The 12,997-nt window shown below is 34.6% G+C and carries 14 protein-coding genes; 7 read left to right on the top strand and 7 right to left on the bottom strand.

Going from position 1 to position 12,997, the window contains the following annotated elements:
* The first annotated feature begins 14 nt into the window (after positions 1-14).
* The 7 genes from FEM21_RS09250 (at position 15) to FEM21_RS09220 (ending at position 7,966) form a co-directional block, all read left to right on the top strand.
* Complete coding sequence (locus tag FEM21_RS09250; RefSeq protein WP_035659805.1) at positions 15-1,499, top strand: RagB/SusD family nutrient uptake outer membrane protein; 1,485 nt, start codon at positions 15-17, stop codon at positions 1,497-1,499.
* 86 nt (positions 1,500-1,585) lie between these two features.
* Complete coding sequence (locus tag FEM21_RS09245; protein WP_035659802.1) at positions 1,586-3,034, top strand: arylsulfatase; 1,449 nt, start codon at positions 1,586-1,588, stop codon at positions 3,032-3,034.
* 459 nt (positions 3,035-3,493) lie between these two features.
* Entirely contained in the window at positions 3,494-4,786 is a 1,293-nt protein-coding gene (locus FEM21_RS09240) for an O-acetylhomoserine aminocarboxypropyltransferase/cysteine synthase family protein (protein WP_035659799.1), read from the top strand.
* A gap of 72 nt (positions 4,787-4,858) precedes the next feature.
* Positions 4,859-5,860, top strand: coding sequence for an alpha/beta fold hydrolase (locus tag FEM21_RS09235; RefSeq protein ID WP_035659797.1), 1,002 nt, complete (start codon positions 4,859-4,861; stop codon positions 5,858-5,860).
* Positions 5,847-6,941, top strand: a complete 1,095-nt coding sequence (locus FEM21_RS09230) for a homoserine dehydrogenase family protein (protein ID WP_035659795.1) — start codon at positions 5,847-5,849, stop codon at positions 6,939-6,941. Before FEM21_RS09235 ends, FEM21_RS09230 begins: the two co-directional genes overlap by 14 nt.
* 148 nt (positions 6,942-7,089) lie before the next feature.
* Positions 7,090-7,338, top strand: coding sequence for a DUF2798 domain-containing protein (locus FEM21_RS09225; protein ID WP_051627543.1), 249 nt, complete (start codon positions 7,090-7,092; stop codon positions 7,336-7,338).
* A gap of 58 nt (positions 7,339-7,396) precedes the next feature.
* On the top strand, positions 7,397-7,966 hold the full coding sequence (locus FEM21_RS09220; protein ID WP_035659792.1) for a Crp/Fnr family transcriptional regulator: 570 nt from the start codon (positions 7,397-7,399) through the stop codon (positions 7,964-7,966).
* 30 nt (positions 7,967-7,996) lie between these two features.
* Here the strand turns inward: FEM21_RS09220 and FEM21_RS09215 are convergent, their stop codons facing one another.
* The 7 genes from FEM21_RS09215 to FEM21_RS09185 all read right to left on the bottom strand — a co-directional run bounded on the left by FEM21_RS09215 (position 7,997) and on the right by FEM21_RS09185 (position 12,378).
* The gene (locus FEM21_RS09215) at positions 7,997-8,314 is read right to left on the bottom strand and encodes a type II toxin-antitoxin system RelE/ParE family toxin (RefSeq protein WP_035659790.1); all 318 of its coding nucleotides are present in this window, start codon (positions 8,312-8,314) and stop codon (positions 7,997-7,999) included.
* The gene (locus FEM21_RS09210; RefSeq protein ID WP_035659787.1) at positions 8,302-8,511 is read right to left on the bottom strand and encodes a hypothetical protein; all 210 of its coding nucleotides are present in this window, start codon (positions 8,509-8,511) and stop codon (positions 8,302-8,304) included. Before FEM21_RS09210 ends, FEM21_RS09215 begins: the two co-directional genes overlap by 13 nt.
* A 170-nt stretch (positions 8,512-8,681) precedes the next feature.
* Positions 8,682-9,278 (bottom strand): hypothetical protein, encoded by a 597-nt coding sequence (locus FEM21_RS09205; protein ID WP_051627542.1) that lies wholly within the window; start codon positions 9,276-9,278, stop codon positions 8,682-8,684.
* Between the two features lie 26 nt (positions 9,279-9,304).
* Positions 9,305-9,946 carry a DNA alkylation repair protein gene (locus tag FEM21_RS09200; RefSeq protein WP_035659785.1) on the bottom strand — a complete coding sequence of 214 codons (642 nt, stop codon included), beginning with the start codon at positions 9,944-9,946 and terminating at the stop codon, positions 9,305-9,307.
* Positions 9,947-10,008: 62 nt separating this feature from the next.
* Positions 10,009-10,917 carry a class A beta-lactamase, subclass A2 gene (bla, locus tag FEM21_RS09195; protein WP_035659782.1) on the bottom strand — a complete coding sequence of 303 codons (909 nt, stop codon included), beginning with the start codon at positions 10,915-10,917 and terminating at the stop codon, positions 10,009-10,011.
* Positions 10,918-10,982: 65 nt separating this feature from the next.
* Entirely contained in the window at positions 10,983-11,645 is a 663-nt protein-coding gene (locus tag FEM21_RS09190; protein WP_035659779.1) for a DUF2461 domain-containing protein, read from the bottom strand.
* Between the two features lie 178 nt (positions 11,646-11,823).
* Entirely contained in the window at positions 11,824-12,378 is a 555-nt protein-coding gene (locus tag FEM21_RS09185) for an REP-associated tyrosine transposase (protein ID WP_035659778.1), read from the bottom strand.
* Positions 12,379-12,997: the final 619 nt, after the last annotated feature.

Here is a 12,997-nt window from a genome sequence, read left to right as displayed (position 1 = left end):
TTCATTTTATAGTCATGAAAAAAACAATTTATATAGCACTTAGTGCCGTCTTACTAGGACTTACTTCCTGCGAAGATCAGCTGGATCAAAAACCTGTTTCCAGTACTACAGCCGAAAATTTTTATACTAATACAAACGATTTTACACAAGCTGTAAATGGTGTTTATAGTAAACTAACCTCCTATCCTAGTCAGGTTCTTTGGTTAGGCGAAATGCGTAGCGACAACCTCAATGTATTGCATGATGGTAACCGTGACTGGCAGGGAATTAACGATTTTACCCCTGGTATTGCTACAACCGGCTTTATCGCCAGTGCATGGAATGATAATTTTAATGGAATTTTCAACGCTAATTCAGTTTTACAAGCCATAGAAACCAAAGGAAATATTATCACTGATGCTGCTTTACGTACAAGATTTACCGCTGAAACACGTTTCCTGAGAGCTTTCTACTACTTTCAATTAGTCCGCACTTTTGGTAAAGTACCATTAATTGAAAAACCTTTAACTGCCACAGAAGTAGAGTCTGTTCCCAGAAGTGCAGTAGCTGATATTTATAAATTAATTATTAGCGATTTAGAATTTGCTGCACAAAATCTTCCTGTTTCTTATACTGGTGCAAGCATTGGTCGCGCTACAAATAATGCTGCTAAAGGTTTATTAGGCTTAGTTTATTTAACCCGCTCTGGAGCAAACTATAACATTGAAGGTCCTGGGTTGAACAGTAACGAATACGATAAAGCACTTACACTTTTCAATGAAGTAATTGCAAGTAATCAATATGAATTACTACCTAGTTATTCTTCGGTTTTTGCTTATGATAACGAAAACAATAAAGAGGTAATTTTTGATGTACAGTTTATGAGTTCTTCAAATGGTGCAGGTTTTCCAAGTCACCTTGCTCCGGTAGCATTCTGGACTGGTCAAGGGATTTCGAACTCTTATGGTAATGGTTATGGCGCAAGTAACTTTAATATTTCTAAAGAGCTTAAATCTTCTTACCTTACCAATACCTTAGATGTGAGAAACGCTTTCAACATTCAATTATCTTATTCGCAACCCTTCATTAAAAAATATATTGAAGTGGCAAAAAGAGGAACAAACGGTAGAGACTGGCCTATTAATTTTATCGTTTTACGTTATGCTGACATCCTTTTGATGAAAGCAGAAGCCATTTTAAAAGGAGGAATTGGTACACAAACCGAAGTAGATGATTTAGTGAATGAAGTAAGAAATCGTGCAGGATTGAAAAGTCCTATCTCAAACGTTTCTTTTGATACCTTACTTGAAGAAAGACGAAAAGAATTTTTAGGTGAAGGTACACGTTGGAATGATTTAGTTCGTTCAGGAAATGCTGTTACTAAAATGAATTCCTGGATAAAAAATGATGGAATCCTCACCATCAATACCGTAACATCCGATTATTTGATTTATCCGATTCCTGCAACACAAATAGATACAAAAGCAGGTCTTTACAAACAAAACCCTGGATATAATTAAACAGCTCTAGTCTTTTAAAACATACGTAGTAATTTAGTTTATTACGTATGTTTTTTGTTTTATAGCAAATTTAAAATCGCATCATCATGAAAAAAGTCATATTCATTGCCGCCTTACTGTTCTTACAAACAATTAGTTTATTGGCACAAAAAAACAAAGAAAATCCAAATGATACTCGTCCCAATATTATCTTCATTTTAGCAGATGATTTAGGCTATGGAGACATCGCAATCAATGGACAAAAATTGATCAAAACGCCCAATATTGACAAATTAGCCAGTCAAGGTGTTTGCTTTACGCAATTTTATGCAGGCACAAGTGTTTGTGCTCCTTCACGTTCTTCGTTACTGACAGGACAACATACCGGACATACTTATATTCGTGGCAACAAAGGTGTTGATCCTGAAGGACAAGAACCTATTGCTGACTCTGTGCTTACCGTTGCTGAAATACTTCAAAAAGCAGGTTATCAAACTGCTGCTTTTGGCAAATGGGGATTAGGTTCTGTAGGTTCTGAGGGAGATCCGAATAAACAGGGTTTTGATCAGTTTTTTGGTTACAATTGTCAAACGCTGGCACACCGCTATTATCCAAATCATTTATGGGAAAATGGACAGAAAATCGTATTGGAAGCCAATAAAAATCTAATTGAGAATAAAGAATATGCTCCAGATATTATTCAAAAAAAGGCATTGGAGTTTGTGGATAACAGAGCAAAAGACAAACCGTTTTTCTTATTCTTACCTTATATTCTGCCTCATGCCGAATTACTTGTTCCTAACGATAGCATATTAGCATATTATAAAAAACAGTTTAATGAAAAGCCATATAAAGGAAATGATTATGGTGTAGAAGCTACAAAAGGTGGTTATACTTCACAAGAGTATCCACACGCTACTTTTGCTGCAATGGTTAGCCGACTGGATTTGTATGTAGGGCAAATTCTTGAAAAACTAAAACAAGAAGGTTTAGATAAAAATACTTTGGTAATCTTCACAAGTGATAATGGACCACATATAGAAGGCGGGGCTGATCCTGTTTTCTTTAACAGTGGCGGTGGTTTTAGAGGCGTTAAACGAGATTTGTACGAAGGCGGAATACGTGAGCCATTTATTGCTCGCTGGACTAACGTCATTAAACCTAATTCTCAGAGTAATCACATTGGTGCTTTTTGGGACATTTTACCCACTTTTGCTGAATTAGCTGGTGTAAAAGCACCTCAAAATATCGACGGACTCTCTTTTGTGCCGACTTTAAAAGGCAATAAAACACAAGCAAAACATGCCTATCTTTATTGGGAATTTCATGAAAATGGAGGAAAACAAGCTATAAGACAGGGAAATTGGAAAGCAGTAAAACTAAACGCAGCTGTTAATCCTAAAAATGAAGTAGAATTATATGATTTAGCAAAAGATCCGGCTGAAAGTAAAAATATCGCTAAGCAATTTCCTGAAAAAGCGAAAGAATTAGAAGTATTAATGAATTCATCACATGTAGAATCTTCTCTGTTTCCATTTGTAAATCAAAATAAATAAGCTTGTAAAACGCATACTTATTTTTAAAACCGACTGAATAATCAGTCGGTTTTTTTCTTTTTAATATTTGTAAAGAATTCCCAATTTACTCCTTCCCTACTCTATATCATTTTTAAATATCTCAACACCCATTCAGATTAAAAACACATATAAAAACATAAGATTTTACTTTCTTTCAAAAACAATACTCGACTATTTTGATAGAATTTATATATTTTATTTGTTTAACTCAATTTTTGTTCGCACATTTGCTTCAACAAAAACAAAAAAAGCCACATAAAATGAAAAAGATGATGCAAGATATATGTCCTAAATGTTCGATTCTTCGACAGAGTTGCTGTAGAAATTTTATAAAAAATTAAAAAGCCTCTGTACCTCAACAGAGGTTTTTTTATAGTTCAGAATCAAACAAAATTTCCATAAAAAAATAATAGACAAATCACTTTAAAATATAGTATCATGAGTACACAAAAATTTGAAACTAAAGCTTTACACGCAGGACACGACGTAGAAAACAATAAAGGAACCAGAGCAGTGCCTATTTATCAAAGCAGTTCTTATGTATTTAATAATTCAGAACATGCTGCTAACTTATTCAAACTAGCCGAATCTGGTTTTATCTACACTCGCTTAAATAATCCAACAAATGATATTTTAGAACAAAGATTAGCCCAACTGGAAGGCGGAATTGGAGCTGTTGTAACAGCATCTGGAGCTGCTGCCATTTCGACTACTTTGTTAGTATTATTAAAAGCCGGAGATCATATTGTAGCATCGAATAGTTTGTATGGCGGAACTTACAACTTATTAAAAGTAACTTTACCAAGATTAGGAATCACAACTACATTTGTCGATCCTACAGAAGCAGCAAATTTTAGTAATGCTGTTCAGGAAAACACCAGAGCTTTCTTTGTAGAATCATTAGGAAATCCTAAACTGGATGTATTGGACTTAAAAGCTATTTCTAACGAAGCAAAAATTGCTAAAGTTCCTTTCATCGTAGACAATACAGTAGCCACTCCCTATTTGTTAAACCCAATCGAGCATGGTGCTGATATTGTTATTCACTCATTAACTAAATACATTTCCGGAAACGGAACTTCATTAGGCGGAGCGATTATTGATGCCGGAAAATTTGACTGGAGCAACGGAAAATTTCCTGAATTCACCAGCCCATCTCCTGCTTATCACGGTTTAGTATATCACGAAGCATTAGGAAACGCTGCTTTTATTGCCAAAGCCAGAATTGAAGGTTTACGTGATGTGGGAGCCGCACTAAGTCCGTTTAATGCATTCCAGATTATTCAGGGATTAGAAACCTTAGCCGTTCGTGTAAAAAGACACAGCGAAAATGCCTTAGCATTAGCACAATGGTTAGAATTTCAGGACGAAGTTGCCTGGGTAAATTATCCTGGTTTAAAAATTAGCAAACACTATCTTTTAGCTCAAAAATATTTACCAAAAGGACAAAGCGGTGTCATCACCTTTGGTCTAAAAGGCGGTTACGAAGTAGCTAAAAAAGTAGCTGATGAGACTAAACTATTTTCGCTTCTGGCTAATATTGGAGACACAAAATCCCTAATCATTCACCCGGCAAGTACCACACATCAACAGCTTACTTACGATGAACAACTGGCTACAGGAGTTACCGATGATTTAATTCGATTATCAGTAGGTTTAGAAGATGTTGAAGATTTAAAAGCCGATTTGAAAGCGGTATTCGAATCTATTAAAGTGCTTCAGGAAGCATAAATATCCAAATTTTGAAAAGCAAATAGTCCTCAAATCTTCTTTTCAAAAATTAATCTAATAAAATTGTACACCATGAGAAATATTAAAAGGATAGCTATTTTTGATTTCGATTTAGAAAATGGCAAACAAAAACCCTATTTACATTTATATTACGAAACATTTGGTTTACCACTTGGAACGGCACCTGTAATAGTGGTCAACCATTCGCTTACCAGCAATTCTTCTGTTGGCGGCGAAAAAGGTTGGTGGAAAGAAATTGTTGGCGAAGACAAAGCAATCGACACCAATTTGTTTACCGTTATCTCTTTTAATGTACCCGGAAATGGTTACGGAGATCCCGAAGCGAATTTGATCGAAAATTACCGTGATTTTAGTATTCGCGATGTAGCCCGTATTTTCTGGGAAGCTTTATTCTTTTTGGATGTTAATGAAATTTACGCGGTAATTGGCGTGAGTTTAGGCGGAGCCGTTTCCTGGGAAATGGCCGCTTTACAACCTGATAAAATTGAAAATCTGGTTCCTATTGCGACCGACTGGAAAGCGACGGACTGGGTAATTGCTAATGTTTTGATTCAGGATCAAATTCTTAACAATTCTAAAAATCCTATTGCCGATGCCCGAATGCACGCGACACTTTTGTACCATAGCCCAACTTACATCAGTCAATTGTATGAAAGAGAAGAAACGGATGATTCTTTTTCTTTTAAAATTGAAGAATGGCTTACTGACAAAGGCAGCCAGCTTAAAAACAGGTATCAGCTTGCCGCTTACAAGTTCATGAATCATTTGCTAAAAACAAATGATGTAACCCGCAATCGAAATGACATTAGCATTATTGCCCGAAGACTGGAATCGAATATTCATTTAGTTACTGTTGATACTGATTATTTGTTTACCACTGAAGAATGTCTTAAAACCTATCAAAAATTAAGAAGCGTTAAACAAAATGTTTATTACAACGAAATTAAATCGGTGTACGGACACGATGCTTTTTTAATGGATTTCGATCAGCTTTCAGGTATTTTAAGACCTATCTTAAACAATCAACAAAAACAAAATTATGTCAGTTTATAGAATAAATATCGTCCTTTTTGGCATTCGAACTATCGGAAGTGCACTTATTCGCGAAGTAATCAAAAATCAGCAGTCTTTATTAGACCATCACAATATAGACCTTCGTTTTCCTATAATTGCTAATTCTAATCTTGCTTTTTTCGAAAAAGAAGACCAGAAAAACAATTGGGAAGCCGATGTTAACCAACTCACTATTCCGTACACAATGAGCTATATTATAGACCGTGCTAAAGAGAAAGGTCATGAAAACCTGATTGCTATTGATGCTACCAGAGGTCCTGAATTTGCCAAATCTTACATTTCGCTCATTCAGAATGGTTTTGATATTGTTTCAGTAAACAATATTGTTAACAGCCTGCATCATGATTATTACACCGAAGTGCGTAGAAATCTAAAAAAATACAACACCGAATTTTTATACGAATCACATATCAGCCCGGGATTAGCCGTTGTAGATACCATCAAAGATTTACAGGCTTCGGGAGATATTGTAACCAAAGTACGTACTGTCACGTCTAATTCGCTGAGTTATATTTTTAGCCGCTTTGGAAACGAAGCTGTTCCTTTTTCGAAAATACTTGAAGATGCCGAAAAGTTAGGCTATACTCACAACGATTCCAGAGAAGATTTATCCGGAATTGACGTTGCCCGAAAATTATTGATCATAGCAAGAGAACTGGACCAAAAGGTAGAACTGAAAGACATCAAAGTCCAATCGTTACTGACTGAAAGTATCAGTAAATCGACTTCAAAAGTAATTTACAATTCGCAAAAGAAAATTTTGGATCGCTTTTTTAAAATTGCCAAACAAAATCAAAAAGAGAAACACGTATTGCGTTACATAGGAGAAATCGATTTGGAACACAATACCTTTGAAGTTAAATTAGTATCAGTACCGATTGATTCTAATTTCGGCCAACTCAAAGCGGGCGAACATTTAATTGAACTTTACACTCTAAATACCGGCACCACTCCTATTAGAATTCAGGGAGCCGCATTTGGAAAACAAAATACAGCAAAAAGTATCCTGAACGATATTTTAAAAATTGCCGAAAGAAAAAGAACAGCCGTATATAGCTAGTTTTTCTACTTAATTTTAAACTCTCATATTACCCAGAAATCCTTTTATTCCCGCCATGAATAAAAGGATTTTTCATTTATTGACTTACATCAATTTTTAAGATTAATACAAACTTCATCTTTGTACCGAATTTAAAATTTAAAGAAAGATGCAGAAAAAATATTTCAAGTATATCAATACTTTATTTGTGGTTTTGCCTATGACTTTGATTATGGCATTTGTGGGATTGATTAGAAATTATGGTTTTGGCGAAGACTGGTTTTTCAAGTTCTTAAAAGCCTGGAGCGTGATGCTTCCTGTTGCTTACCTCGCCGCTTTTATCATTATTCCCAGAGCGAGAAAGCTTGCCGAGAAAACTACAACTCAAACAAAAACAACCCAAAACATCCGATTTTAATCCATCGGATTTTTGGTTTGTCACCAATCCTCATTTAAGTTTGTAAAAAAGTATCACCATGTACGAACAACTGATCCAATTTATTAAAAACAAAGTCGCAATTGCTGATGAAGACTTAGAGATTATCCTGCCTTTTTTTAAACCACTTGCTGTTCAAAAAAACGAACTTTTAGTCCATCATGACGAATTAGGACAACAAATGTATTTTGTAAAAAAAGGATGTCTTCGTATTTTTTTTATCAATGAAGAAGGACAGGAATCGACTCGTTTTCTGGCTTTCGAAAACCATTTTGCCTCAGCCTTAGTTTCTTTTATTACCGAATCTCCTGCTGTAGAATATGTGCAGGCATTGGAAGATTCTGAACTGCTTTACATTAACCGAAAAGATTTCTTTTACCTGTTAGAAAAATACCCTGTTTGGGAACAATTCTACAGACATTATTTGGAATTTGCTTATGTTACCAATACTAATCGGCTGATGTCGTTTATCACCATGGATGCCAAAACACGCTACGAAAACCTCCTCAAAGAAAGACCTATTGTGATACAAAGACTGCCTAATAAAGTGGTGGCTTCTTATCTAAATATCTCTCAGGAAACTTTGAGTAGATTGAAGTCTAGAAAATGAAAAAGCCCAAGAACGAAATCTTGAGCTTTACTATTTATTTTTATTCGGATTTTGTCTGGTATCAAAAACTCTATTGATGTAAATTTTTGTTTTACCCTCTCGATAGGTGATTTTGCAATGATGGTGAATTAATTTTCTATACTCATACTTTAAATGAACAAAATCTTCATCAACAGCTCCTATTTCTTTAAAGTTACTATTTTCTAAAATCTCAGTAGTTTCCCTTAATTCTGTTGCAATTACTATCGCTTTTTTAAAACCGTGTAGTGTAGCATTAAATCGAGTTACTTTCTCCAAGTCTTTAATAGCTCTACTTGTCCAATAAACAGGCTTGATTATTCTTTCCAACTTTCAATCATTTTTTGCACCTCGGTTTGACTATGAATTTTCCCTGCTTTTATATCATTCTCTGACTCCGCAATCATTCTGTCTTTTTTTATTTGAATACTATAGGCTTTTGCCATTTCATAGAACATCTTAATGAATTTTTCGTCCCCTTCATTAATAAATTGATGTAGCTCTTGTTTTAATTCCAATGTATTCATAATAATAGTATTTTTATTATCTCACAAATTTACAAAATTCTATTCCATAATTTTTATTACACTGACTGAAAGTTGATTATAGTTAATTAGCAAGTTCGTAATCGATCGTATGCAAAACTATTCTATCAAGTTAGGAAACTTTCTAATGCAAATTCAAAAGATCGGTTTTCCTAATACAACTCATTCTCAAAAGGTTCAACATCCTGAATTTTTGGTAGAGGTCGTATCAGGATTTTCTTTTTGGTATACGTTGGTGCAAAATCATCTTCGCCGTAAGCTTCTGTTTTTTCAATTCGTATGCCTGTTGAAAGATTAAAGTCTATAGAAGACATCGTTCCGTGTCCATCAGATGCTACATAGGAGAAACCTATTAGTTCAAAATTGCCATTTTGGAATCGGAATTTATGTTCAAAGTGTCCTCTTAATAAACCAAAATTCACACTAACAACTCCTTTAGTAATGGTCACATCCATAAATCCGTCGCCTGTGCGGTAACCATCTCTTCCATCAGGATATTGTGGTGCAATAATTTTAGTCGAAGTCGCAATTAATTTGAATTTGCCGTTGGGTTGGGCAAAAAATATTTGAAGTTTATAGGGCGATTTCTCATTAACAGTATCCTGAGTAACGATGACTTTATCTTCTAAATTATCTTTATTTAAATCTCCCATCACTTTTGTAACCTCAACAGTAAAAGGATCTTTTTTAGCCTGTGAATAGGTTTCAAAACCAATCAGAAATACTATTAATAGAATTATTTTTTTCATTTTATTTTCGGAGTCTAACAAACTATTTATAAATTTCTTTTTTTACTTTCAATCGAAATGAACTCCGGTAAATAATCGGGTGTGCATCCTTTTGAAACCATTTGACCTTTGTAAAGCCCAGTTTTTTCACCAAGTGCAATACAACGACTCCGATACTTTTTCTCAAAAACCCCAATCCAGGCTGTTGCAAAATTCATTGCCCATTGCACTTCTGGCTGCTCTTCTTCAATTTTATTTTCAATTTTTGAAAGCAGTGCTTCGCTGTTGGCTTGTATTTTTCCCGTCCAACGCAAGTGGGCCTGATAGTACCAATAAACTCGTCTTTTTAGCGAAGATTGACTGTCTTCCCAACTCTCTATTAAAGCAATTGTCTTTTTGTCTTTGGTGAGTTGGTTTGCCATTAACCAATCTATTAGTTGCAATTTTTCATTTTGATTGTGTTGATCCATATCGCTAACTAAATGGTCAACTCCTTCTTCAGTAAGAAGTTTTTTGTCCATAATCAGGATTGCCAATTGGCGGGCAAAAAAAGATTTAGAAGACCAAAGTTCATCTGCCAATTGCTGATCCTTTTTAACCTCCTTGGCAATATTCCGCAAGTCACCAAGTTTGGTATTCTTCTCGTTTATTTGACTAAGTATTTCCTCTGCTTTTGTTGAAAGTTTCATCTCTTTATACTTATTGGTTAAACAATCGTTTTTTATAGATTGCTGTAATTGTTCATCGGATTTTATTTTGTCTTTACCAAAAAGTAATCCCAGGCAGCCTTCGCAATAGCTGCAATTATTTTCGCATCTGCTGTTTTATCTTCTTTTGAGTCGGTTATAAAAATGCTAATAAAAAAGTGTTCTCCGGTTGGTAAAAAGACAACGCCAACATCGTTTACCGCAGCTGTTATTCCGGTAGTCTTGTTCCTTCCTGACCATCCTGTTTTATGAGCAACCACAGTTCCCTCTGGCAGTTTTCCTTTCAGCTGGTCTAATCCTGTTGAAGTTTCCCGCATTATTTTCCAGATAAAATCATGACTCTTTTTGGAAAGCAGCTTTTGGCTGTTACTATAAAATGATGCTAAAACCTGATTTGCTGCCATGGGAGTGGTCCAGTTCTGAAATTGTAAATCCCAATTATTCTGCATCACTTCTTCGTTGATTTTTATTGAAATGTCTTTGAACTTATTATTCAAAAAGTAATTTTCAACAAACTGAGGCCCGCCAAGAAGTCTTAGCAGCACATCGCAGCCTATATTATCGCTTTGAGAAACCATATATTTCAAAATTTCTGCAATAGTAAGCGTTGTCCCTTCAGGATATTTTTCTCTTATTGGACTGTAAATTCCCGGCACAAGATCTTTCTTCTGAATTTTTATTTTTTGGTCAAGCGAAAAATTGCCCTTATCAATTTCAGACAGCATTGTTACTGCGATATGAAATTTAAAAACACTTTGCATTGGAAAATGTCTTTTGGCATTTACAGCTATGGTGTCTACCCCATTGTTACCTACAATCGAAACTCCAACCACCGCATTCGTTGATGCTGCAATTTTTTTAATATGATGCCGCAATGAGTCTATACTTTGCGTATAGGCCTGAGAAGAAATCAATAATACTATTAAAGTTGTTCGACATACTAATCTCGTCATTTCTTTTTTATTTTAAAATGTTCTAATCTTTTTTTAGAATTACATTTCTTTATTATCGTTTGCTTTTAGAATAAAGATTCTCCATTTAAATCCGTAGTGAGTAATTCACTCATATAATCGAAAAAAGGTCTCATTGCTAAAAATGTTGCCATCACTTCTTTCTGAAAATCATCCGATAAAACTTCCTTGTCTGTAAATTTTCTCTTCACTACAAATTGTTTTTTCTTAATCAGATTAATTGCAGCATGATTTTTATCGAAGCCTTTCGGAGCCGTTTTTACTCCATCTTCTCCTTTAAGCTCTCCGAAATATTTCACAAAAGTATCGTCGGAAGTAATCTTTTCGATTGCTGTGGTATCTATTTCAAATTCTTTACGGATACGAAGTAAATCTTCACTATTTGGAGCCCAAAATCCTCCACCTACAAAACTATTATTGGGTTCTAAATGAATATAATAACCGCCTCTTAACATTGGCTTTGTACGGGAATATCCAGCTCCAAAATTAGTTTTATAAGGTGATTTATCTTTAGAAAAACGAACATCATTGTAAATTCTAAAAATATGGATGCCTTGTAAACTATCGTGTTTTTGAAGTTCGGAATAAATCTGTTCGAAAAAAAATTTATTTTCTTTCACAATCAAATCGTATTCTGGTTTGTGCTTAGTAAACCATTCCCGATTATTATTTTCTTTTATCTGTTTAAGAAATTCAAATCCTCTTTTCATAATACTATACAGCTCAAAAGTCCGAATATTTTTCTCATTTGTTTCAAGTCTTGATTGTCTTTTCAGGTTGTAGCTTCTTTAAATTTTATTGCTTGCTCTCTTTGTGGACACGGTTTACTTCGTCAGTTCGAACGAGAGATAGCGCAGATTTGTAATCTGTGCCCGTTTCAATAGGCAACTAAAACAAATCTAGTAAAATCACTTCTAAATCATTCTCTAAACCAGCATAATTTCTTGCTGAACTAAAATAATAATCTTCGGCAAGAGTCACTATTTTATCTTTTACTGGATTATTATGAATGTAGTTCATCTTTTGTTTAATAAACCAATTTGTTTCTACAATCTCTGCATGATAACCATCTTGCCAAACCTTATACTCTTGTTCTCTTTTTAAATGTTCACATGATTTTTTAAAATAATCTAACATCCACTCTCTTCTACTTTCAGGCTCGTCTAGAATCGTTTGTATAATTCTCTTTGAAGTAAATTTTTTAAAATCTCGCATAATATCCGACAAAATAAAACCATTTGTTCCTTTACAAAGCAAATGAATATGACTCGACATAATACAATACCCATATATTTCTAATCCTTTGTTTTTTTGACAATATTGCAAAGCATTAATGATATTGTATTTCTGATTCAATCTAGTAAAAACATCTATCCAGCCTACTGTTGTTATAGTTATAAAATAAGCTTGATCTGTTGTAGGAGCTTTGTATTTTGTAGACATTTTTTGTTTTAAATATATAAAAAAAGCTACAACATTTTTATTGCTGTAGCTTTTTAAATTTTATTGCTTGCTCTCCTTTGTGAACACAATTACTTTCTCAGTTCGAACGAGAGATAGCGCAGATTTGTAATCTGTGCCCGTTCCAATAGGCAAATAAGACAACTAACAAAATTATTGCTTGCTCCTATGTGGGCACGGTTTGCTTTCTCTGTTCGAACGAAAGATAGCGCAGATTTATAATCTGTGCACGTTCCAATAGGCAAATAAAACAATCAACAAAATTATCGCTTGCTCTCCTTTGTGGGCACGGTTTACAAAACCGCGCTATCCGTTGAACGAGATATTTATTGCATATCCGAGCAGTCGGGTTACTTTCTCAGTTCGCTATCGCTCGTCTGCAAAACCGCGCTATCCGTTGAACGAGATATTTACTTCATATCCGAGCGGTCGGGGGCTATCCGTTGAACGAGATATTTACTTCATATCCGAGCGGTCGGGGAATATGTTATACGCCATGAGGAGTTATCTTTATTAGTAATTGCGATTCATTAATCATGGCTATTTCATAATACTATATAGCTCAAAAGTCCGAATATTTTTCTCATTTGTTTCAAGTCTT

The organism is Flavobacterium seoulense, assembly GCF_000695795.1.
GTDB classification, from domain to species: Bacteria; Bacteroidota; Bacteroidia; order Flavobacteriales; family Flavobacteriaceae; genus Flavobacterium; species Flavobacterium seoulense.
Note: the sequence above shows the minus strand (reverse complement) of the source record. Positions and strands in the feature narration are given on the sequence as shown.

What these genes read in the sequence shown, in the direction of transcription:
- FEM21_RS09250 (WP_035659805.1), top strand. Translation starts at nt 15, where the DNA reads ATGAAAAAAACAATTTATATAGCACTTAGTGCCGTCTTACTAGGACTT.
- FEM21_RS09245 (WP_035659802.1), top strand. Translation starts at nt 1,586, where the DNA reads ATGAAAAAAGTCATATTCATTGCCGCCTTACTGTTCTTACAAACAATT.
- FEM21_RS09240 (WP_035659799.1), top strand. Translation starts at nt 3,494, where the DNA reads ATGAGTACACAAAAATTTGAAACTAAAGCTTTACACGCAGGACACGAC.
- FEM21_RS09235 (WP_035659797.1), top strand. Translation starts at nt 4,859, where the DNA reads ATGAGAAATATTAAAAGGATAGCTATTTTTGATTTCGATTTAGAAAAT.
- FEM21_RS09230 (WP_035659795.1), top strand. Translation starts at nt 5,847, where the DNA reads ATGTCAGTTTATAGAATAAATATCGTCCTTTTTGGCATTCGAACTATC.
- FEM21_RS09225 (WP_051627543.1), top strand. Translation starts at nt 7,090, where the DNA reads ATGCAGAAAAAATATTTCAAGTATATCAATACTTTATTTGTGGTTTTG.
- FEM21_RS09220 (WP_035659792.1), top strand. Translation starts at nt 7,397, where the DNA reads ATGTACGAACAACTGATCCAATTTATTAAAAACAAAGTCGCAATTGCT.
- FEM21_RS09210 (WP_035659787.1), bottom strand. Translation starts at nt 8,511, where the DNA reads ATGAATACATTGGAATTAAAACAAGAGCTACATCAATTTATTAATGAA.
- FEM21_RS09205 (WP_051627542.1), bottom strand. Translation starts at nt 9,278, where the DNA reads ATGAAAAAAATAATTCTATTAATAGTATTTCTGATTGGTTTTGAAACC.
- FEM21_RS09200 (WP_035659785.1), bottom strand. Translation starts at nt 9,946, where the DNA reads ATGAAACTTTCAACAAAAGCAGAGGAAATACTTAGTCAAATAAACGAG.
- bla (WP_035659782.1), bottom strand. Translation starts at nt 10,917, where the DNA reads ATGACGAGATTAGTATGTCGAACAACTTTAATAGTATTATTGATTTCT.
- FEM21_RS09190 (WP_035659779.1), bottom strand. Translation starts at nt 11,645, where the DNA reads ATGAAAAGAGGATTTGAATTTCTTAAACAGATAAAAGAAAATAATAAT.
- FEM21_RS09185 (WP_035659778.1), bottom strand. Translation starts at nt 12,378, where the DNA reads ATGTCTACAAAATACAAAGCTCCTACAACAGATCAAGCTTATTTTATA.